Genomic DNA, 20,799 nt, shown 5'->3' with positions numbered 1-20,799 from the left:
ATGAGGCCCGACCGGGTAAGGCCGGATAGAAATGGGCCATGGGAACAGTCAAGCGTCAGCCGTGGGTGGTCGGGGTCTCGGGTGCGTCGGGGACGCCGTACGCAGCCTCGGTGATCCGGGCGCTGCTCGCCGCCGGGGAGCCGGTGGACCTGATCGTCAGTCGCGCGGCCCGGCTCACCATCCTCGACGAGACCGGCATCTCCTTCCGGGACGCCCACTGGCGCGCCGACCTGGCCGCCTGGCTGGGCACCGACGAGGGCCTGGACGACGTCCGCTACTGGTCCGCCGGGGACTTCGCGGCCGGCCCGTCCAGCGGCTCGTACCCGGCCAAGGGCATGCTGGTGGTGCCCGCGACCACCGGCGCGGTGGCCGGGATCGCGCTCGGCCTGAGCAAGGACCTGCTGCAGCGGGTGGCCAGCGTCACCCTCAAGGAGCGCCGCCCGCTGGTCGTGTGCGTGCGTGAGACACCACTCAACGGGGTGACGTTGAAGCACCTGGTGGAGCTCGACGCGCAGGGCGCCGTCGTCCTCCCCGCCTCGCCCGGCTTCTACGCCGGCGGCTCGACCGTGCGCGAACTCGTCGATTTCGTGGCCGGTCGGGTGCTGGACGCGGTCGGCGTCCCGCATTCCCTGTACCTGCGGTGGGAAGGGGAGTTGGGGGCGGCGGCCCGCCAAGGCGGCGGGAACGGCAGCGTGTCGGCTGAGGGGGAGTGAGAAGGCCGAGGGCGGGAGAGTATCTTCTCTGCGATATCCGGGTTGTTCCGCGCATGGCGCCTTTGAATCCGGATAATGATCTGTGGGTCTGGTGAGGTTCGGAAGGACGCGGACGGTATATGGACACGGTGGACAGACAGCTCATCCAGGCGCTCCGGGAGAACGGCCGCGCGTCCTACGCCGAGCTGGGCCGGCTGGTCGGACTCTCCGGCCCGAGCGTCACGGACCGGATCAACCGCCTGGAGCAGGCCGGTGTCATCACCGGCTACCGCGCGACGGTCAACCCGGCCTCGCTCGGCTTCGGCGTCACGGCCCTGATCGGTCTTCAGCTGACCGACGCCGCCGACCACGAGGACGTCGCGTTCCGGCTGAAGGACCTCAACGAGGTCGAGGACTGCTGGTTCATCGCGGGTGACGACTCGTACATGCTCAAGGTCCGGGTGGCCGACGTGGCGGGCCTGGAGTCGGTGGTCAAGCGGATCTCGGGCACGAAGGGCGTGGCCCGCACCCGCACCACCGTCGTACTCTCCACCAAGTGGGAGAACCGGGTGAGCGAACTCCCCCCCGAAGGAGAGTGACGTCGTGGCACTGGTCGGTCTGGAGGAGCTGCGCGCAGCCCGGCAGCGGATCGCGGGGGTCGCCGTGCGCACCCCGCTGGTTCCCGCCCCGTGGGCGGCCGAGGGCGAGCGCCGGCTCTGGCTGAAGCCGGAGAACCTCCAGCCGACCGGGGCCTTCAAGACCCGCGGCGCGTACAACCGGCTGGCCGCGCTCACCGAGGACGAGCGGGCCCGCGGCGTGGTCGCCCAGTCGAGCGGCAACCACGCGCAGGCGGTGGCGTACGCGGCGGGGCTGCTCGGCATCAAGGCCGTGATCGTGATGCCGGACACCTCCCCGGCGGTGAAGGTGGAGGCCACCCGGGGGTTCGGCGCCGAGGTGATCCTGGTGCCGCCGGGGGAGCGGGACACCCTGCCCGGCGAGCTGGCCGAGCGGCACGGCTACGTCTGGGTGCCGCCGTACGACGACCCGTTCATCATCGCGGGCCAGGGCACGGTCGGCCTGGAGATCGCCGAGGACGCCCCGGCCGGGCTGGACACCGTCCTGGTGCCGGTCAGCGGTGGCGGCCTGATCTCCGGGACGGCGGCCGCGCTCAAGCTCACCCGCCCCGGCATCCGGGTGGTCGGCGTCGAGCCGGAGCTGGCCGCCGACGCGCAGGCCAGCTTCCGGGCCGGTCGCCGGCTCGCCTGGCCGGTCGCCGACACCTACCGGACCATCGCGGACGGCCTGCGCACCCCGTCCGTCGGCGAGCTGCCCTTCGAGCACCTCACCGCGTACGTGGACGACGTCGTCACCGTCACCGAGGACGAGATCCGGGCCACCGTCGCCCTGCTGGCCCGCCGCGGCCGCCTGGTCGCCGAGCCCTCCGGCGCGGTCGCCCCGGCCGCCTACTTCCACCGCGCCGCCGAGACCGGGGGCCGGACGGTGGCGGCCGTGGTCAGTGGTGGCAACATCGACCCCGCACTGCTCGCGGAGCTGCTGTCGGCACGGGCGTAGGCTCGTTCCGGCAAGGAATCGAAGTCGGAGGAGGCGGGTCACCGCATGGACGCAGGGCTCAAGCGCGAGCTGGAGGCGAAGGTCTACGCGGGTGAGCGGCTGACCCGCGAGGACGGGATCGCGCTCTACGAGAGCGACGACCTGGCCTGGCTGGGCGGTCTGGCCCACCACGTGCGGACGCGGAAGAACGGCGACGTCGTCCACTTCAACGTCAACCGCCACCTCAACATGACCAACGTGTGCAGCGCGTCCTGCGCGTACTGCTCGTTCCAGCGCAAGCCGGGCGAGAAGGACGCCTACACGATGCGCATCGAGGAGGCCGTCCGGCTCGCCAAGGCGATGGAGGTCGAGTCCCTCACCGAGCTGCACATCGTCAACGGCCTGCACCCGACCCTGCCCTGGCGCTACTACCCGCGCTCGCTGCGGGAGCTGAAGGCGGCCCTGCCGAACGTCTCGCTGAAGGCCTTCACCGCCACCGAGATCCACTGGTTCGAGAAGATCAGCGGCCTGTCCGCCGACGAGATCCTGGACGAGCTGATCGACGCAGGCCTGGAGTCGCTGACCGGCGGCGGCGCGGAGATCTTCGACTGGGAGGTCCGCCAGCACATCGTCGACCACGACACCCACTGGGAGGACTGGTCGCGGATCCACCGCCTCGCCCACAGCAAGGGCCTCAAGACGCCCTGCACCATGCTGTACGGCCACATCGAGGAGCCCCGCCACCGGGTCGACCACGTGCTGCGGCTGCGCGAGCTGCAGGACGAGACCGGCGGCTTCCAGGTCTTCATCCCGCTGCGCTACCAGCACGACTTCCACGACTCCAAGGACGGCGTCGTGCGCAACCGGCTGATGGCCCGCACCGAGATGGCCACCGGCGCCGAGGCGCTGAAGACCTTCGCGGTCTCCCGGCTGCTCTTCGACAACGTGCCGCACGTCAAGGTCTTCTGGGTGATGCACGGCGTCACCACCGCCCAGCTGGCGCTCAGCCACGGCGCGGACGACATGGACGGCTCGGTGGTCGAGTACAAGATCACCCACGACGCGGACAACTTCGGCACCCCGAACAAGCTCGGCCGCGACGACCTGCTCGACCTGATCCGGGACGCCGGTTTCCGCCCGGTCGAGCGCAACACCCGCTACGAGATCATCCGCGAGTACGAGGGCCCGGACCTGACGCGCCGCGAGGCCCCGCAGGCCATGCGCCTCTGACGTCGTCTCCCGCCGCCCGGGCCGGTCCTCGGCCCGGGCGGCGGCTTTCTTCACGGCCTCCGCACCCGCCCCGGGTTTACCAACCGGTACACCGTTTGGCAGGATCGGCGGCATGTCCGGTTCTCATCGCGCCACCCCGTACCCGTCGTACGAGCCGATGCCGGAGCCGGCGTACGGAGCGCCGCAGCAGCCGTACGAGCCGTACCAGCAGCCGGTCCACCAGGACCACGGCGGCTACCAGCAGCACTTCCCGCAGCAGGCCCAGGACGGGTACGGCGGGTACTTCGACGCCTACGACCAGCCGTTCCAGGGGTACCCGCCCGAGTCCGGCCCCGGGCCGATGCCCGGCCCTGAGCCGCTGTACGACCCCGAGCCGCGGTACGAGCCGGAGCCCGGCTACGAGCCGCTGCCCGAGCCGCGTCCGGCCCCGGCCGCCGCGGCACCCGTGGAGGGCCGGGCCGCCGCCCGGGGACGACGTCGCAAGCCGAAGCGGAAGCGGCACGGCAAGGCCGTGACCGCGGGCACCGCGCTGCTGCTCGCGGCCGCCGCCGGCTGGTACACCGTCGGCCAGGACACCGCCAAGCCCGGCCTCACCACCGCCGACGGGCCGGGCCCGGAGGGCGTCGTCGCCCCCGACCAGCCGTCCCCGGCCGCGGGCGGCGCCCAGCCCGCCGCGGCCCAGGCGGCCTCCGACCGGCAGACCGGGAGCCCGGCCGCCGGCCGCAGCCAGGTCCGCACGGACGGCTCAGTCGCCGCGATACCCGGCCTCGGTGCCGACTTCGCCGCGAAGATACCCGCCGAGACCACCCAGGTGGTGCTCGCCTCCGGCCAGGACAAGAACGGCAACAAGAACACCGTCACCCTCTGGACCCGCACTCCCGAGGGCCGCTGGCTGGCCGGTGAGACCTGGCAGGGCCACAACGGCAACAACGGCTGGAGCACCGACCACAACGAGGGCGACCTGCGCAGCCCGATCGGCGTCTTCTCGCTCACCGACGCCGGCGGCCGCAACGCCGACCCGGGCAGCAAGCTCCCGTACGACAAGGACCCGAGCTTCGTGGTCTCCGGGACGGGCTTCTTCGGCGACCAGCTGGCCGGTTCCTTCGACTACGTGGTCGCGATCAACTACAACCGGGTGCCCGGGAACTCGCCGCTCGACCCGCGCCGGCCCCAGGGCGCGAAGAAGGGCGGCGGCATCTGGATCCACGTCGACCACGACGGCCCCACCCACGGCTGCGTCTCGATCCCCGAGGACAAGATGGCCCAGCTGATCCGCACCCTGGACCCGGCGGCCCACCCGGTGATCGTGATGGGCGACGCGGCCTCGCTCGCCGCCTGACCCCGGCGTCCCGGACGGCGTTCCAGCGGCGGCCCGGGCGGTTCCCGCCCCGCCGTGCGCCCCGTCGTGCCTCGCGTGCTGCGAGCCCGGCGCGCGCGGAGGCCAGTCGCCGCAACGCCCGTTGTCGGGCTCCTACAGATCACGGGGACGGATCCTGTAGCCGGTCGCGCCCCGCTGACCAGCCGGTAACCCGGTTCCATGGCACTATGAGCGGTTCGCGCATTGTGGCACTCGGCCACTACCAGCCCCCCAAGGTCCTCTCCAACGACGACCTGGAGGCGCTCGTCGACACCAACGACGAGTGGATCCGCAGCCGGGTGGGCATCAGAACCCGGCACATCGCCGAGGGTGAGACCCTGGTCGACCTCGCCACCGAGGCCGCGCAGAAGGCACTCGCCGGCAGCGGTCGGACGGCCGACGAGATCGACCTGGTCGTGGTCGCCACCTGCACCGCGATCGAGCGCAGCCCCAACACCGCCGCCGCGGTGGCCGCCCGGCTGGGCGTCCGCGCGCCCGCCGCCTACGACATCAACACGGTCTGCTCCGGCTTCTCGTACGCCCTGGCCACCGCCGACCACGCGATCCGGGCCGGAGCGGCCCGGCGCGCACTGGTGATCGGCGCCGAGCGGATGTCCGACACCCTCGACTGGACCGACCGCTCCACCTGCGTGATCTTCGGTGACGGCGCCGGCGCCGCGGTGGTCGAGGCCCAGGAGGACGGTGCCGAGCCCGGCATCGGCCCGGTGGTCTGGGGCTCCGAGCCGGAGCGGGGTGACGCCGTGGTGATCACCGGCTGGGACCCGGTGATCAGCCAGCAGGGCCAGTCGGTGTTCCGCTGGGCCACCACCCAGCTCGCCCCGCTGGCCCGCCGGGCCTGCGAGCAGGCCGGGATCGACCCGGCGGACCTGAAGGGCTTCGTGCCGCACCAGGCCAACCTGCGGATCATCGACGCGATCGCCGCCAAGCTGGGCCTCGCCGACGCGGTGGTGGCCCGGGACGTGGTCGACTCCGGCAACACCTCGGCCGCCTCCATCCCGCTGGCCTTCTCCAAGCTGGTCGAACGTGGTGAGCTGTCTCCCGGCGATCCGGTCCTGCTCTTCGGCTTCGGCGGCGGCCTCGCCTACGCCGGCCAGGTGGTCCGCTGCCCGTGACGGCGTGGAGCCGGATCTCCTGAGTCCCCACAGCGCCCCTGAGGGCCCTGGACGCGAACATGCCGGTGGGCGGGCACCCTGTGTAAGGGGCGCCCGCCCACCGGCATGTCTGGCGCGCGTGCGGTACGTCGGCGGACCTCCCCCGAGGACACGGCCGCCGTCCGTCGTACCCCGGAACAGGAGGCCGGGGCTGCGCGCGGAGCGGATGGTCGGTTGAACGGATGGTCTACTTGGGCGGCTTCTTGCCGGTGACGCCCAGGTACACCAGGGGAGCGAGGTTGGGCTTGAGGTCCTTGACCTTGACGCCCCAGGAAGTGAAGGCCTTCTGGTGCTCGGCCGCCGAGGCGAGCAGCGAGACCAGGGCCCCGGCGACGGCATTCGGGTCGAGTGATTTGTCGGCCTGACCCTTCGCCTGGAGTTCCTTGACGGCCTCCGCGAGCGGCTTGGCGACCGCGTTGAGGACCGTCATGCGGATCTTGAAGAACCGCTTGTCCCCTTCGGCGGCACCGAGCGTGACCACTCGGAGAATGGCGTCGTTCTTGCGCCAGAAGGCGAGGAATCCGTCGACCAGTTCTTCCGAAGTGGTCGGACCGGACTTCCCTGCCCAGGACTTTCCGGCCACCAGCTCTTTGAGGGTGTCGGCGTCCTTGGCCATTTCCTCGGCGATTTCGAGGACAGCGCCCTCGACATCCGGGAAGTACTGGTAGAAGGTCGCGGGGGAGGTACCCGCCATACGGGCGACGTCGATGACCTTGACGTCCCGATAGGGCGACGTGCTGAGCATCTCGCGGAGGCAGTCGAGCAGCTTCTGCCGCGTCTCCTGTCCGCGTCGCCCGGCGACGCGACCGTCGACGGTGCGAACTTGTCCTGTCATGCCGTCAGCTTACCGTGGCACGATCTTGGCGCGATTCGGTGATGCGACTATTACTCCGCACGGGGGTTGCTATAGGGGCATGAACCACTTCGGACGGATATTCACCGTGCTCCGGAGGTGCCGTTGAAGCCCCCCCGTGTGCTTTTGACCCCACAGCGTGACGGCGAGTCCGCTGAGGGGTGGTCGAGTGACAGAGTGTGACGATCGCCGGTGTCGAAAGATTCATACCGGGGTGGAGCGTCCGGGCGTCCGAACGCAAGCCGCAGCCGGAACGGGCGTCAGAATCCGGCCGTTCCGTCATCGCTGACCGGGCGGTGGCGTCCCCGGGGCTGCCGTCGGCTCTGGGCGGGGGAGGTTGGAGATGCGCCGGGCGGCATTGGAGAATCGGGTCCGGCACCACGCGGCGGGTGCGGGAAACGGGGAGGTGGCAGCGGAGTGGACCAGCTGACGGCGCACGATCCGAGGCGGATCGGGCCCTTCGAGGTGCTGGGGCGGCTCGGCGCGGGTGGGATGGGGCTGGTCTACCTGGCGCGCTCCGCCTCCGGTCGACGGGTGGCCATCAAGACCGTCCGGGGGGAGCTGGCCGAGGACGAGCTGTTCCGCGTCCGTTTCGCCCGTGAGATCGAGGCGGCCAAGACGGTCGGCGGCTTCTACACCGCGGCCGTGGTGGACGCGGACGCGGACGCCCGGGTGCCCTGGCTGGCCACCGCGTACATCCCGGCCCCCTCCCTGGAGGACCTGGTCGAGGAGTGCGGGCCGCTGCCGGTGGACGCCACCCGTTGGCTGATCGCGGGCATCGCGGAGGCGCTGCAGTCCATCCACGCGGCCGGGCTGATCCACCGCGACCTCAAGCCCTCCAACGTGCTGGTGGTCGAGGACGGCCCGAAGGTGATCGACTTCGGCATCGCGTCCGGCGTCTCCAGCACCCGGCTCACCATGACCAACGTCGCGGTCGGCACCCCCGCCTACATGTCCCCGGAGCAGGCCAAGGACAGCCGCAACGTCCGGGGTGCCAGCGACGTCTTCTCGCTCGGCTCGCTGATGGTGTTCTGTGCCACCGGGCACCCGCCCTACCGCGGCTCCAATCCGGTCGAGACGGTGTTCCAGCTGCTGCGCGAGGAGCCGGACCTGTCCGGGATGCCGCGCGAGCTGATGGACCTGGTCCGCGCCTGCATGCGGCAGGCGCCGGAGCACCGGCCCAGTCCGGCGCAGATCCAGGCCGAGCTGGCCCCGCACCTGTTCTCCCGGGACGACGCCGCCGGCGAGGTCGGCGACTGGCTCCCCGCGAACGCGCTGGAGCTGATCGAGCGCAAGCGCGGCCGCCGCCCGAGCGCGCCGCAGCGGGCCGTCCACCTGCCGGGCGGCGCGCCGCCGCCCCCGGCCGGGCCGCCGCAGGCCGGCCCGCTCCAGCACCAGCCGCCGCAGCCGCACCAGCAGGTCCCGGTGCAGCGCCCCGGCCTGGACGACCCGCGCACCCACCCGGGCGGCGGGCACGCGCCGCCGCCGTCCGGGCCGGTGCACACGGGGCCGCGGCCGGGCCCGGCGTCCGACGGCGAGATCCCGACCGCGAAGATCGCCTCCCCCAACAAGCACCGCGCGCCGACCGGCGGCGGGGCCGTCGAGGTGCGGCTGTCCGGAGCCTCGGTGCGGATAGGCCCCGGGCCGCGGGCCGAGCACGAGCAGCCCGGTCCGGGCACCGCTCCGGCCGAGACCGACTGGGTCCGCCGGATCACCCCGCCGCCGCCGACGCCGCCGGCCGCCCACTGGCGCCCCTGGCGGTTCCGGATGTCCAACGACGTCTGGGGCACCCCGGTGGTCGCCGACGGCACGCTGTTCGTCTCCAGCTTCGAGGTGCACGCGCTGGACATCGCCTCCGGCGAGCGCCGGTACAAGACCCGGGACGTCGCCTGGGCGCTCGCGGTGGACGCCGGCCGGGTGCACGCCGCCGACGGCCCGCACCTGTACACCGTGGACGTCGCGGACGGCACCGAGCGCTGGCGCACCTCACTGGACGGCTGGGTCTACTCGCTCTCCGCCGCCGACGGGGTGCTCTGCTGCGGCATCCGGGGCGGCGGCGTCCAGCTGCGCTCGGCCGCCAACGGCGCCGAGCTGTGGCGGGCCGACGACGCCCAGCAGGACTACGAGAACCCGCAGTCCGGGCCCGTCCTGGTGGCCGGCTCCGCCTACTACTACGGCGCCGGGCGGCTGCGCTGCATCGACCCGCGCGGGGCCGGCCTGCGCTGGTCCTTCCCGGTCGGCGAGGACGTGCCCTCGCACCCGGTCGAGCGCGGCGGCGTGCTGTACGTGACGGCCGGCACCCGGGTGTACGCGCTGGACGCGGCCAGCGGGGTCGAGCGCTGGCGCTTCGAGGCCCCGGTGGTGCTGTTCACCCCGCCCGTGCTGGACGCCGACGCGGTCTACGTGGCCGACTACCTCGGCACGGTGTACGCGCTGGACGCGGCCACCGGCCGGGACCGCTGGCGCGGGGTCACCGGCAGCCGACAGGGCGCCGAGCCGGTGGTGGTCGGGGACGGCATGGTGCTGGTCGGCAGCGGCGAGGTGCTGTACGCCTTCGAGGCGGCGAGCGGGCGGGAGCGCTGGCGCTACACCGCGCGCGGCGAGATCGTCGGCTCCCCGGCGGTGGCCGACGGCCTGGTGCACCTGGGCAGCCGGGACCACTCGCTGCACACCCTGGACCTGGCGAGCGGCCAGCTGCGCTGGGAGCTCGGCACCAAGGGCGAGCTGACCGGCTCGCCGGTGGCGGTCGGCGGCCGGGTCTTCGTCGGCTCCAAGGACCGCTGCGTGTACGCGCTGGACGCCTTCTACGGCACGGCCGTCCCGGCGCGTTGAACCGGCGCGTTGAAACGGAGCGCTGAAGCGGTGCGTTGAAGCGGTGCGCTGAACCACTGCGGCGGCGGGGCGGGTGCCCCGCCGCCGCGGCGGCCAGGTCGGAGCGGGTCGGCTCGGGTCAGGCCTTGCGGGCCTCGGGGTGGCGGCTGCACCAGCCCTCCCACGCGGAGGAGACCATCTCCGCCACGCCGTGGCGCGCGTTCCAGCCCAGCTCGCGGCGGATCAGGTCGGCCGAGGCCACCACCCGGGCGGGGTCGCCGGGGCGGCGCGGGGTCACCTCGGGGGTGGTGTCGTAGCCGGTGACCTCGCCGATCACCTCCAGCATCTCCTTGACGCTGACGCCCTCGCCGCGGCCGATGTTGAGCACCAGCGAGGTCTCGCCGGCCGGGTCGGCGGCCAGCCGCTTGGCGGCCGCGACGTGGGCCGAGGCGATGTCGGAGACGTGGATGAAGTCGCGGACGCAGGTGCCGTCCGGGGTGGGGTAGTCGCCGCCGAAGACCCGCGGCGCCTGACCGGCGGTGAGCCGCTCGAAGACCATCGGGATCAGGTTGAAGACCCCGGCGTCGGAGAGCTCGGGGGAGGCGGCGCCGGCCACGTTGAAGTACCGCAGTGCCACGGTGGAGATGCCGTGGGCCTTCCCGGCGGCGGCGACCAGCCACTCGCCGGCCAGCTTGGTCTCGCCGTACGGGCTCATCGGCGCGCAGGGGGTGGACTCGGTGACCAGGTCGACGTCCGGCATGCCGTAGACGGCGGCGGAGGAGGAGAAGAGGAAGCGCTTGACCCCGCCCTCGGCGGCGGCCTCCAGGACGGTCTGCAGGCCGATCATGTTCTCCCGGTAGTAGAAGAACGGCTGCTCGACGGACTCGCCGACCTGCTTCTTGGCGGCGAAGTGCAGGATGCCCTCGACCGCGTGCTCGCGGATGGCGGCGTCCAGGGCGGCCCGGTCCAGGGTGGAGCCCTTGACCAGGGCGACGCCGTCCGGCAGCCGGGAGGCGTCGCCGGTGCTGAGGTCGTCCAGGACGGCGACGCGCTCACCGGCGTCGAGCAGCTGGCGGACGACGTGCCCGCCGATGTATCCGGCACCGCCGGTGATCAACCAAGTCATGCGCTGATCCTAGGGTCCGTCGTCAAACTCCCGTCGTCCGCCCGAGGGCGGGAGCTCGACGACGGACCCCAGGGCGTTCGGGTTGCGTGGCGGATGTCGGGCGAGTCGAACGGTCGAATCGGACAAATCGGTGAAATGCTGACAAAGATTTCCGTGCTCTCAGCGTGGTGACGAATCGGAGGCAGCCAGGTGAGCCGAAAGAAGGAACACGCCCGTCCCCTGCCGGCCAGGCCCCGGCCGACCGGTCCCAAGGCGGCGCGCGGCCGGTGGCCCGCGGCCGGTGTGGTGGCCGTGCTGACCGCGCTGGCCCTGGCCGGGTGCAGCAGCTCCTCCTCGTCCTCGGCGCCGGTCGCGGACTCCTCGTCGGCCAAACCGGCCTCCTCGGAAGCCTCGCAGCCGGGCGGCGGGGACCAGTTGCAGAGCGCCTACCAGAAGGTGATCGCCGACGTGCTGCCCTCGGTGGTGCAGATCACCACCGGTGACAGCCTCGGCTCGGGGATCGTCTACGACGACAAGGGCGACATCGTCACCAACGCCCACGTGGTGGGCACCGCGACCACCTTCACCGTCACCCTCGCCAACAGCACCAAGTCGCTGGACGCCACGCTGGTCGGCAGCTATCCCGACTCCGACCTCGCGGTGATCAAGCTGAGCAGCCCGCCGAGCGGCCTCAAGCCGGCCTCCTTCGGCGACTCCGCCAAGGTCCAGCTCGGCCAGATCACCCTCGCCATGGGCAGCCCGCTCGGCCTCTCCAGCAGTGTCACCCAGGGCATCGTCTCGGCCATCGGGCGGACCGTCTCCGAGCCCCGGGGCGGCGGCGCGCCGGGCGCCACCATCGGCAACATGGTGCAGACCTCGGCCGCGATCAACCCGGGCAACAGCGGCGGCGCGCTGGTCAACCTGGACAGCCAGGTGATCGGCATCAACACGCTCGCGGCGACGGAGCCCCAGACCAACGGCGCGGCCGCGCCCGGCATCGGCTTCGCCATCCCGGCGTCCACCATCACCAACATCACCGACCAGCTGATCAAGCAGGGGAAGGTCACCAACTCCGGCCGGGCCGCGCTCGGCATCACCGCCCGGACCAGCTTCAACCAGCAGTTCCAGCCCTCCGGTGCGGTCATCGTGGCGGCCACCGCGGGCGGTCCGGCGGCCACGGCGGGGCTGCAGGCCGGCGACGTGATCACCAAGCTCGGGGACGTCACGGTCGACTCGCTGAACGCGCTCACCACCGCGCTCGCCTCGCTCACCCCGGGCAGCAAGGTCACCGTCACCTACACCAGGGACGGCAGCAGCAAGACGGCCGACGTCACCCTCGGCACGCTGCAGGCCGCCTAGGCCGCCCAGACCGCGCCTGGACCGGCGCGGCCCGGCCGACCGCGCGCCGCGCAAGGGTGCCGCCGGCCGGCCGCCGCACCGGACGGCGCCGGGACCTCGTCACTGCCTCGACGAGGTCCCGGCGCCGTGCCACGCCCGTGCTCAGCGGCGGGCGGTGTGGGTGTGCCAGGGCAGTTCGACGGTGACGCTGGTCGGGCCGCCCTCCGGGCTCTGCACCAGGAACACCCCGTCCACCGCGCGGATCCGCTCGGTCAGCCCGGCCAGACCGCTGCCCGGGTAGGGCGCCGCGCCGCCCTTGCCGTCGTCCTGGACCAGCACCATCAGCTGGTTGTCCGAGCGCCAGACGTCGACCGAGGCGGAGCGGGCGCCGGCGTGCTTGGAGACGTTGGTCAGCAGCTCGCTGACGGTGAAGTACGCGATGCCCTCGACCGCCGAGTCCGGCCGCTCGGCCTGGCCGTCCGGACCCTTCAGGTCGACGTTCACCCTGACCCCGCCGGGGACGGTGCAGCGGGCGGCGACCGCGGACAGCGCCGCGTCCAGGCCGCGGTCGGTGAGCACGGCGGGGTGGATGCCCCGGGCCAGGTCGCGCAGTTCCTGCAGGGCCAGCTTCACTTCGCCGTGCGCGTTGTCGACCATCTTCGTGGCGGCCGCCACGTCGTCCTCGGTCTCGATCTCGCGCAGCCGCTCCTTGGCCATGCCCAGGTCCATGGCCAGCGCGACCAGGCGGGCCTGGGCGCCGTCGTGCAGGTCGCGCTCGATCCGGCGCAGGTCGGCGGCGGCGGTGTCGACCACGGTGCCGCGGTCGTCCTCCAGCTCGCGCACCCGCTCGGCCAGGGCGCCCGGGAAGAGCAGCGACTCGATCAGGATCCGGTCGGTCGCCGCCATCCCCCGGATCACCCAGGGCAGCACCGGCCACATCACGATGACCGCGACCAGGGTCAGGGTGAAGCTCAGGATGCCCCAGGGCAGCATCAGCACGTTGTAGAGCACCGAGCGCCAGTTCAGCAGGTCGGTCAGGTGGGCGATGGTGAAGCCGACCACCCCCGGTCGGCGCGGCCGCACCGGCTCCGGCTCGTGGATCTCGGAGCCGTACGCCGACCGGGCCCGACGGCGGCCCAGCCCGCCCATGACGCGGCAGCCGGCCAGCCCGGCGGCCAGCAGCGGCAGGCCGATCACGGTGACGGACAGCCCCAGGCCGACCGAGAGCATGGTGATGGCGAGCACGAAGCCGGCGATGCCGAGCGGCAGGTTGAGCAGCAGCTGTCCGGCCTGCCGCCACATCCGCGCGCCGTACAGCGGGGGGCGCTCCATTGACGCGTCCTGCTCCCTGATGGCGTCCGCGGCGCGGCGGTGCAGAGGCTTCATCTGGATCTACCGTCCCTCTTGATCGAGCTGGTGCACCAAGCTTCTCGAACCGGGGGCGGACGAGGCCATGGGGGTGATACATCTTCCGGAGCGGGGGTTATCCCTACCCCTGCCCTGGTCGTCGAGCCACTCCCGGGTGTCCACCGGGGTGTCCACCGGACGTCTTGCGGAGCGGGCAGGGTTCGGGCGGAGCGGAGTCCTCCCCTTAGACTCACGCATTGGCCATGGTTATGACTATGCAAGGAAACGTCGTAGAACTGCCTTGAGGGGCTGTTCACGGCCGAGGTGGAGGGCGAAGGCATGGAGGGGCAGCACGCGGCTGCCGTCGCGGCCGACCCGGCGGTCGGCGGCGGCTACTTCGACGCGTACGCCGCGATGGGTCTGCTGGCCGTCGTCGGGGTGCTCTTCGTCGCCGTGGCGTTCACCGCCAACCGACTGCTGCGGCCGGTGGTGTACTCGCCCGAGAAACTCCTCGCCTACGAGTGCGGGGTGGACCCGGTGGGCGAGGACTGGGCGCACACCCAGATCCGCTACTACGTGTACGCCTTCCTGTACGTGATCTTCGCGGTCGACGCGATCTACCTGTTCCCGTGGGCGACGGTCTTCGCCACCGCCGGGTACGGCGCCGGAACGCTGATCGAGATGTTCCTCTTCATCGGCTTCCTCGCGGTCGGCCTGCTCTACGCCTGGAAGAAGGGCGTTCTGGAATGGACGTGACGCACACCCACTCGCACGGCGCCCAGGGCGGGCCGGTCCCGCTCGGCCTCCCGGACCCGTCCCGCCCCGGTGCCGTCGAGCGCCGCGGCATCGGTCCGCTGGCCCGGCTGGCGCCCGATCCGGTCAAGGTCGTGCTCAACTGGGGCCGCCGCTACAGCCTCTGGTGCTTCAATTTCGGCCTGGCCTGCTGCGCGATCGAGTTCATCGCCGCGTCCATGGCCAAGCACGACTTCATCCGGATGGGCGTCATTCCGTTCGCGCCCGGCCCCCGTCAGGCCGATCTGATGATCGTCTCGGGGACGGTGACCGACAAGATGGCGCCCGCCGTCAAGCGCCTCTACGAGCAGATGCCCGAGCCGAAGTACGTCATCTCCTTCGGCGCCTGCTCCAACTCCGGCGGCCCGTACTGGGACTCCTACTCGGTCACCAAGGGCGTGGACCAGATCATCCCGGTCGACGTCTACGTGCCCGGCTGCCCGCCCCGGCCCGAGGCGCTGCTCCAGGGCATCCTCAAGCTCCAGGAGAAGATCGCCGCCGAGTCGCTGCCCGACCGCTACACCACGCCCGCGGCGGCGCTGCGCCGCCCGCTGGTGGCGGGGCCGTCGACCGAGGGAGGGGCCTCGTGAGCGAGCGAGCCGTCGAAGGGCGCACCGCCGAGCAGTACGCGGCGTCGGTCGGGGAGTGGGCGACCGGCGCCGAGGCTTACGGGCTGATCACCGTCGACGTCCCCGCCGAGCACTGGATCGAGGCGCTCACCAACGCCCGCGACGTGCTCGGCCTGGGCTTCTTCGACTGGCTGAGCGCCGTCGACGAGCTCGCCGAGGGCTTCTCCGTGGTCGTGCACCTCGCCTCCGCCGACGCCCCGGGCGTTCGCCACCTGGCGCTGCGCACCCGGGTGCCGCGGGACGGCGCCGCGCTGCCGACCGCAGTCCCGGTGTACGCGGGCGCCGCCTGGCACGAGCGCGAGACCCACGAGATGTTCGGCATCGACTTCCCCGGACACCCCTACCTCGCCACCCTGCTGCTGCCGGACGGCTTCGAGGGGCACCCGCTGCGCAAGGAGTTCGTGCTCGCGGCGAGGGTCGCCAAGGCCTGGCCGGGCGCCAAGGAGCCGGGCGAGTCCGACCACGGCGACGGGCCGGCCCGTCGCAAGATGCAGCCGGCCGGCGTGCCGGACCCGAACGAGTGGGGGCCGCTGAAGGGCACCCTGCCGCCGGTCGCCGAGCGGCCGGCGCGCGGTGCGCGGGCGGCGGGCGCGGCCGGGCGGACGCCCCGGGCGGCTGCCGCTGCCGCTGGTGCCGCCGCAGGCGAGGAGACGCCGGCGGTGCGGGCGGACCGGCCGCGTCGGACCAGGTCGGTGGCGGAGGGGTCGGCGAGCCAGCCCGGCGCCGAGTCGGCCGCCGCCGGTGCCGCCGCAGGTGAGGAGACGCCGGCGGTGCGGGCGGACCGGCCGCGTCGGACCAGGTCGGTGTCCGCCGGCTCGGTCAGCCAGGCCGCGGAGCCGGCGGCGGCCGAGGCCGCCGAGGTTGTTGCGCCCGCTGAGGCTGCCGCGCCGGTCGAGCCGAAGGCCGAGCGCCCGGCGCCCGCGCGGACCCGCTCCGCGGACGCGCCCTGGCACAACCCGGTGCCCGCGCACGACGAGCCCGCGTCGCCCGCTGACTCAGCCGCACCCGCGAAGCCCGCTGCGCCGGTCGAGCCCGCTGCGCCGGTCGAGCCCGCCGGGGCGCAGACGCCCGCCGAGCCGGCGGAACCCGCCGCGCCCGCGGGCGAGCAGGACGAGACCTCGGCCGGACCGGCCGGCCAGGACGGAGACGGCACGTGAACCTGCTCGACACGGTGCTGCGCTGCGTCGCCACCCTGGTCGTCTTCCTCGTCTTCCCGCTGGTCATCGGCCAGACCGAGCACAAGGTCATGGCGCACATGCAGGGCCGGCTCGGCCCGATGTACGCCGGTGGCTTCCACGGCTGGGCGCAGCTCGTCGCGGACGGCGTGAAGTTCGCGCAGAAGGAGGACATCGTCCCGGCCGGGGCGGACCGCCGGATCTTCCAGCTGGCGCCCGCCGTCTCGCTGCTGCCGTACCTGTTCGTGCTGCTGGCGATCCCGGTCGGCCCGAACGGCTTCGTCGGCCAGGCGATCGACGCCGGCCTGTTCTTCGTGCTGGCCGTGATGGGCGTCGGCGTGATCGGCAAGCTGATGGCCGGCTGGGCCTCGGCGAACAAGTTCTCGTTGCTCGGCGGCCTGCGCACGGCCGCGCAGCTGATGTCCTACGAGCTGCCGATGGTGCTGGCGGCGGCCTCGGTGGCGATGGCCGCCGGCACGCTGTCGCTGCCCGGGATCCTGGACGCCTGGGAGTGGTACTGGCTGCCCTGGCAGCTGATCGGCGCGTTCGTGTTCTTCACGGCCGGCCTGGCCGAGCTCCAGCGCCCGCCGTTCGACATGCCGGTCGCCGACTCGGAGATCATCTTCGGCGCGTACACCGAGTACACCGGGCTGCGCTTCGCGCTGTTCCTGCTGTCCGAGTACGCGGGCATCCTGGTGGTGTCGGCGCTGACCGCGGTGCTCTTCCTGGGCGGCTGGCACGGCCCGCTGTCGGACCAGCTCGGCTGGCTCTGGATGATCCTGAAGACCTTCGCGCTGGCCTTCGTGGTCATCTGGCTGCGGGTCACCTACCCGCGTCTGCGCGAGGACCAGCTGATGCGCTTCGCGTGGACCGGGCTGATCCCGCTCGCCCTCGTCCAGCTGGCCCTCACCGGCATCATCAAGGTGGCGATCTCATGAGCGAGCGAAGCGAGCGAATCATCATCAGGCGCGTGTGGGCGAATGCCCCTGCCGGGCGAAGCGAGGTGGGCGCATGAGTTTTCCCGGTGCCGGCCTGGCCAAGGGCTTGGCCGTGACTCTGCGGACGATGACGAAGAAGAGCGTCACCGCGCAGTACCCCGAGGTGCAGCCGGTGCTGCCGCCGCGCTCGCGCGGCGTCATCGCGCTGCTGGAGGAGAACTGCACGGTGTGCATGCTCTGCGCGCGCGAGTGCCCGGACTGGTGCATCTACATCGACTCCCACAAGGAGACGCTGCCGGCCGCCGAGCCGAACGCGCGGGCCCGCACCCGCAACGTGCTGGACCGGTTCGCCATCGACTTCTCGCTCTGCATGTACTGCGGGATCTGCATCGAGGTGTGCCCCTTCGACGCGCTGTTCTGGTCGCCGGAGTTCGAGTACGCCGAGACGGACATCCTGGAGCTGACCCACGAGCGGGACAGGCTCCGCGAGTGGATGTGGACCGTCCCGGCGCCGCCGGCGCTGGACCCGGCGGCCGAGGAGCCCAAGGAGATCGCCGCCGCGCGCAAGGCGGCGGACAAACTGGCGGCCGCCGCGGCCGCCGCCGCTTCGGAGGAGGGGGAGGCCCCGTGAGTGCCGCCACCCTGCTCGCGGCGACCGGCTCGTTGGAGCCGGCCGCCCGTTCGTTCCTGTCCCCGACCGGGGTGGAGATCGTCTTCCTGCTGGTCGGTGTCGCCGTGCTGGGCTCGGCCCTGGTCGCCGTCACCACCAAGCAGCTGGTGCACGCCGCGCTCTGGCTGGTGGTCGCGCTCGGCGGGCTGGCGGTGGAGTTCCTGCTGCTCACCGCCGAGTTCATCGCCTGGGTGCAGGTGCTGATCTACCTCGGCTCGGTGATCGTGCTGGTGCTGTTCGGACTGATGCTCACCAAGGCGCCGATCGGGCGCTCGCCCGACGCCGACTCCAAGAACCGCTGGGTGGCCCTGGTCGTGGCGCTTGCCTCGGCCGGGACGCTGGTGACGCTGGTCGTCGACGCCTTCCGGACCTCCTGGATCGACCTCGGCGCGGGGGGCGGCTCGGCCGCCGTCACCGGGGCGAGCCTGTTCCGCCACTGGGTGCTGCCCTTCGAGGCCCTCTCCGTGCTGCTGCTGGCGGCGCTGGTCGGCGCGATCGTGCTGTCGCGCGGGTCGAGGCGGCGGGTGCCGGTGCCCCGGGCGGGCCGGCTGCGCGCCGGTCGGCCGGTCGGGTCGAACGGGACCGTCGCCGCGACCGTGCCCAGGCCGGCCGCTCCGGACGCTCCCGCAGCTCCGGCCGCTCCGGCCGCTCCCGCCGCCCCCGCAGCTCCCGCCGCCCCCGCCGCTCCCGCGTCGCCGACCACCGAGCAGGAGGGCTGATGCACCTCGCCTACCCCGTCGTCCTCGCCGCGCTGCTGTTCAGCGTCGGCGTGTACGGCGTGCTCGCCCGGCGCAACGCCGTCCTGGTCCTGATGTCCGTCGAGCTGATGCTCAACGCCGTCAACCTCAACCTGGTCGCCTTCGACACCTGGCTGCGCGACTCGCTGCACGCCGGCCAGGCGCTCACCCTGTTCACCATCACCGTCGCCGCCGCCGAGATCGGACTGGGGCTCGCCATCGTCCTGCTGCTGTTCCGGGCCCGGGGCACGGCGGACATCGACCGGGCCACCGCGCTCGGCGATCCGGCCGAGCCGTTCGCCGAGGAGGCGCCGGCCGGAGCCGAGGCACTGAAGGGCCAGGCCGCCGCATGAACCTCGCCCTGCCCGTCCTCGTTCCCGTGCTGCCCGCACTCGGTGCCGCCGCGACCCTGGCCCTCGGCAAGAAGGCGCCCGGGCTGGCCCGGCCGCTGGCCATCGTGCCGGTCGCCGTCTCGGCCGCGCTCGCCCTGGTCGTCGCCCTCCAGCTCGGCACCGGCCAGGCCCTCGACGCCGCCACCCGGCTCACCCCGACCGGCGGCCCGGACATCGCGCTCGGCCTCCACCTGGACGGCTTCAGCTCGCTGATCTCCGTGCTGGTCGGCCTGGTCGCCACCTGCGTGCAGGTCTACTCGACCGCGTACCTCAAGGAGGACCCGCGCTACCCGTCGTACGCGGCGCTGGTCTCGCTGTTCACCGCGGCGATGTTCCTGGTGGTCTACTCGGGCGACCTGATCGTGCTGCTGGTCGGCTGGGAGGTCATGGGCATCTGCTCGTACTTCCTGATCGGCCACCACTGGGAGACCGAGGACGCCCGCTCGGCCTCGCTGAAGGCCTTCCTGGTCACCAAGCTCGGCGACGTGCCGTTCCTGTTCGGCATCTTCCTGCTCGGCGCGGACGCCGGCAGCTTCCGGATCCCCGACGTGCTGGCCGCCGCCGGCGACGGACGGCTCGGCCACCCGACGCTGATCGCCCTGCTGCTGCTCGCCGGGGTGGCCGGCAAGAGCGCGCAGTTCCCGCTGCACACCTGGCTCCCGGACGCGATGGCCGGCCCGACGCCGGTCTCCGCGCTGATCCACGCCGCCACCATGGTCGCGGCCGGCATCTACCTGGTCGCCCGACTGCTGCCGGTGTTCCTGCTGTCGGGTGCGGCGCTGGTCGTGCTCGCGGTGATGGCCGCCGTCACGATGATCGGCTCGGCGCTCTGCGCGCTCGCCCAGGACGACCTCAAACGGGTGCTCGCCTACTCCACCGTCGGCCAGCTCGGCTACATGGCCGGGGCGCTGGCCGCCGGCGACCGCGAGGCCGCCGTTTTCCACCTGGTCAGCCACGGCGCGTTCAAGGCGCTGCTGTTCCTGGCCGCCGGTGTGGTGATCCACGCCGCGCACACCAACTCGATCTCCGCGATGTCCCGGATCCCCGGGCTGCGCAAGCGCGTCCCGGACGCCTACTGGACGATGGGCATCGCGCTCGTCGCCCTGGTCGGGCTGCCGCCGTTCTCCGGCTTCTTCAGCAAGGAGGCGGTGCTGACCGCCGCCGAGCACGCCGCCAACGGCGAGGCGCTCACCAACGGGCTCGGCCCGGCCTCGGCCGTGCCGGAGGCCGCCGGGTGGATCGTGCTGATCTCGGCCGCGCTCACCGCGTTGCTCACCGCCGCGTACGCGACCCGGCTCTACCTGCTGGCCTTCCACAGCCCGGCCACTGGCGCGGCTGCGGCTGCGGCGTCCGGCGCCGAGCACGAGGCGGACGCGCCGTACTCGCCCGAGCTCGACGAGGCCGACCCGGCCACCGCCGAGCCGGCCGCGATGCGCTGGCCGCTCTGGGTGCTGGCGATCCCGACCATGGGCTTCGGCATCGCCGGGCTGCGCTCGGACTGGCTGCCCGCGCTGCTGGACGGCGGCTCGCTGCGCCCCTCCGCGGTCACCGCCGTCATCGGCACCGGGCTCGCCGTGGTCGGCGTGCTCGCGGCCTACGGCGCCTGGCGTTCGGCGACGGCGCGGCTGACCACCGGCCGACCCGTCCCGGCCGGCACCGGCCGGGTGCCCGAGCAGGCCGGAGCCCCGGCCGCCGAGGTGATCGTCGCCGACCCGGGCCGCACCCTGCTCGGCCCGCTGTTCGGCCCGGCCCGGCACGGCTTCGGCGTCGACCGGCTGTACCACGCGCTGTTCGTCCGCCCGGTGGCCGCCGCCGCCCGGCTGGTCCGCTTCCTCGACCGCGAGGTCGTCGAGACCTACGTGCGCGGCAGCGGGGCCGGCGCCAACCTGCTCGGCCGGGCCGTCCGGCTCGCGCAGACCGGCAACGCGCAGACCTACCTCAGCGCGCTGCTCGCCGGCGTCGTCCTGCTGGCCGTCCTGGTGGCGGTGTAGCGGATGCCGTACCTCCTCT

The 20,799-nt window shown here is 72.9% G+C and carries 19 protein-coding genes; 16 read left to right on the top strand and 3 right to left on the bottom strand.

Annotated elements, in window-relative coordinates:
* The first annotated feature begins 38 nt into the window (after positions 1–38).
* The 6 genes from P3T27_RS07020 (at position 39) to P3T27_RS06995 (ending at position 5,963) form a co-directional block, all read left to right on the top strand.
* On the top strand, positions 39–713 hold the full coding sequence (locus P3T27_RS07020; RefSeq protein WP_280675353.1) for a UbiX family flavin prenyltransferase: 675 nt from the start codon (positions 39–41) through the stop codon (positions 711–713).
* A 119-nt stretch (positions 714–832) separates the two neighbouring features.
* Positions 833–1,291: an Lrp/AsnC family transcriptional regulator gene (locus P3T27_RS07015; RefSeq protein WP_030232219.1), complete on the top strand. Its 459-nt coding sequence runs from the start codon at positions 833–835 to the stop codon at positions 1,289–1,291.
* A gap of 4 nt (positions 1,292–1,295) precedes the next feature.
* Complete coding sequence (locus P3T27_RS07010) at positions 1,296–2,264, top strand: threonine/serine dehydratase (RefSeq protein ID WP_280675348.1); 969 nt, start codon at positions 1,296–1,298, stop codon at positions 2,262–2,264.
* Positions 2,265–2,309: 45 nt separating this feature from the next.
* Complete coding sequence (gene mqnE, locus P3T27_RS07005; protein WP_280675346.1) at positions 2,310–3,473, top strand: aminofutalosine synthase MqnE; 1,164 nt, start codon at positions 2,310–2,312, stop codon at positions 3,471–3,473.
* Positions 3,474–3,585: 112 nt separating this feature from the next.
* Positions 3,586–4,812, top strand: coding sequence for a L,D-transpeptidase family protein (locus tag P3T27_RS07000; protein ID WP_280675344.1), 1,227 nt, complete (start codon positions 3,586–3,588; stop codon positions 4,810–4,812).
* A 206-nt stretch (positions 4,813–5,018) separates the two neighbouring features.
* Entirely contained in the window at positions 5,019–5,963 is a 945-nt protein-coding gene (locus P3T27_RS06995) for a beta-ketoacyl-ACP synthase III (RefSeq protein WP_280675342.1), read from the top strand.
* 226 nt (positions 5,964–6,189) lie between these two features.
* Here the strand turns inward: P3T27_RS06995 and P3T27_RS06990 are convergent, their stop codons facing one another.
* Positions 6,190–6,837 (bottom strand): TetR family transcriptional regulator, encoded by a 648-nt coding sequence (locus tag P3T27_RS06990; RefSeq protein WP_030055725.1) that lies wholly within the window; start codon positions 6,835–6,837, stop codon positions 6,190–6,192.
* Positions 6,838–7,272: 435 nt separating this feature from the next.
* Between P3T27_RS06990 and P3T27_RS06985 the strand changes: the two genes are divergently transcribed.
* Positions 7,273–9,687, top strand: a complete 2,415-nt coding sequence (locus P3T27_RS06985) for a serine/threonine-protein kinase (RefSeq protein WP_280675338.1) — start codon at positions 7,273–7,275, stop codon at positions 9,685–9,687.
* A gap of 118 nt (positions 9,688–9,805) precedes the next feature.
* On the opposite strand, the gene galE is transcribed toward P3T27_RS06985, so the two are convergent.
* Positions 9,806–10,792: a UDP-glucose 4-epimerase GalE gene (gene galE, locus P3T27_RS06980; protein WP_280675335.1), complete on the bottom strand. Its 987-nt coding sequence runs from the start codon at positions 10,790–10,792 to the stop codon at positions 9,806–9,808.
* A 282-nt stretch (positions 10,793–11,074) separates the two neighbouring features.
* Between galE and P3T27_RS06975 the strand changes: the two genes are divergently transcribed.
* On the top strand, positions 11,075–12,130 hold the full coding sequence (locus P3T27_RS06975; protein WP_280675785.1) for a trypsin-like peptidase domain-containing protein: 1,056 nt from the start codon (positions 11,075–11,077) through the stop codon (positions 12,128–12,130).
* Positions 12,131–12,271: 141 nt separating this feature from the next.
* Here the strand turns inward: P3T27_RS06975 and P3T27_RS06970 are convergent, their stop codons facing one another.
* Positions 12,272–13,441 (bottom strand): sensor histidine kinase, encoded by a 1,170-nt coding sequence (locus P3T27_RS06970; RefSeq protein ID WP_280675783.1) that lies wholly within the window; start codon positions 13,439–13,441, stop codon positions 12,272–12,274.
* A gap of 354 nt (positions 13,442–13,795) precedes the next feature.
* On the opposite strand from P3T27_RS06970, the gene P3T27_RS06965 reads away from it, so the two are divergent.
* From P3T27_RS06965 to P3T27_RS06930, 8 genes are all read left to right on the top strand, one after another.
* A complete protein-coding gene (locus P3T27_RS06965) occupies positions 13,796–14,212 on the top strand; it encodes an NADH-quinone oxidoreductase subunit A (protein WP_280675333.1) in 417 nt (138 codons plus the stop codon).
* The gene (locus tag P3T27_RS06960; RefSeq protein ID WP_280675331.1) at positions 14,203–14,838 is read left to right on the top strand and encodes an NADH-quinone oxidoreductase subunit B family protein; all 636 of its coding nucleotides are present in this window, start codon (positions 14,203–14,205) and stop codon (positions 14,836–14,838) included. Before P3T27_RS06965 ends, P3T27_RS06960 begins: the two co-directional genes overlap by 10 nt.
* Positions 14,835–16,034, top strand: coding sequence for an NADH-quinone oxidoreductase subunit C (locus P3T27_RS06955; protein WP_280675330.1), 1,200 nt, complete (start codon positions 14,835–14,837; stop codon positions 16,032–16,034). The genes P3T27_RS06960 and P3T27_RS06955 overlap by 4 nt, the downstream gene beginning before the upstream one ends.
* Positions 16,035–16,036: 2 nt before the next feature.
* Positions 16,037–16,990 (top strand): NADH-quinone oxidoreductase subunit NuoH, encoded by a 954-nt coding sequence (nuoH, locus tag P3T27_RS06950; protein WP_280675781.1) that lies wholly within the window; start codon positions 16,037–16,039, stop codon positions 16,988–16,990.
* 73 nt (positions 16,991–17,063) lie between these two features.
* Complete coding sequence (locus P3T27_RS06945; protein ID WP_280675328.1) at positions 17,064–17,621, top strand: NADH-quinone oxidoreductase subunit I; 558 nt, start codon at positions 17,064–17,066, stop codon at positions 17,619–17,621.
* Positions 17,618–18,379, top strand: coding sequence for an NADH-quinone oxidoreductase subunit J (locus P3T27_RS06940; RefSeq protein ID WP_280675326.1), 762 nt, complete (start codon positions 17,618–17,620; stop codon positions 18,377–18,379). Before P3T27_RS06945 ends, P3T27_RS06940 begins: the two co-directional genes overlap by 4 nt.
* Positions 18,379–18,750, top strand: a complete 372-nt coding sequence (gene nuoK / locus P3T27_RS06935; RefSeq protein ID WP_280675324.1) for an NADH-quinone oxidoreductase subunit NuoK — start codon at positions 18,379–18,381, stop codon at positions 18,748–18,750. The genes P3T27_RS06940 and nuoK overlap by 1 nt, the downstream gene beginning before the upstream one ends.
* Positions 18,747–20,780, top strand: a complete 2,034-nt coding sequence (locus P3T27_RS06930; protein ID WP_280675322.1) for an NADH-quinone oxidoreductase subunit L — start codon at positions 18,747–18,749, stop codon at positions 20,778–20,780. The genes nuoK and P3T27_RS06930 overlap by 4 nt, the downstream gene beginning before the upstream one ends.
* Positions 20,781–20,799: the final 19 nt, after the last annotated feature.

This window comes from Kitasatospora sp. MAA19 (assembly GCF_029894125.1).
GTDB lineage: Bacteria > Actinomycetota > Actinomycetes > Streptomycetales > Streptomycetaceae > Kitasatospora.
The sequence above is the reverse complement of the archived record's forward strand: the minus strand, read 5'-3'. Positions and strand labels throughout refer to the sequence as shown.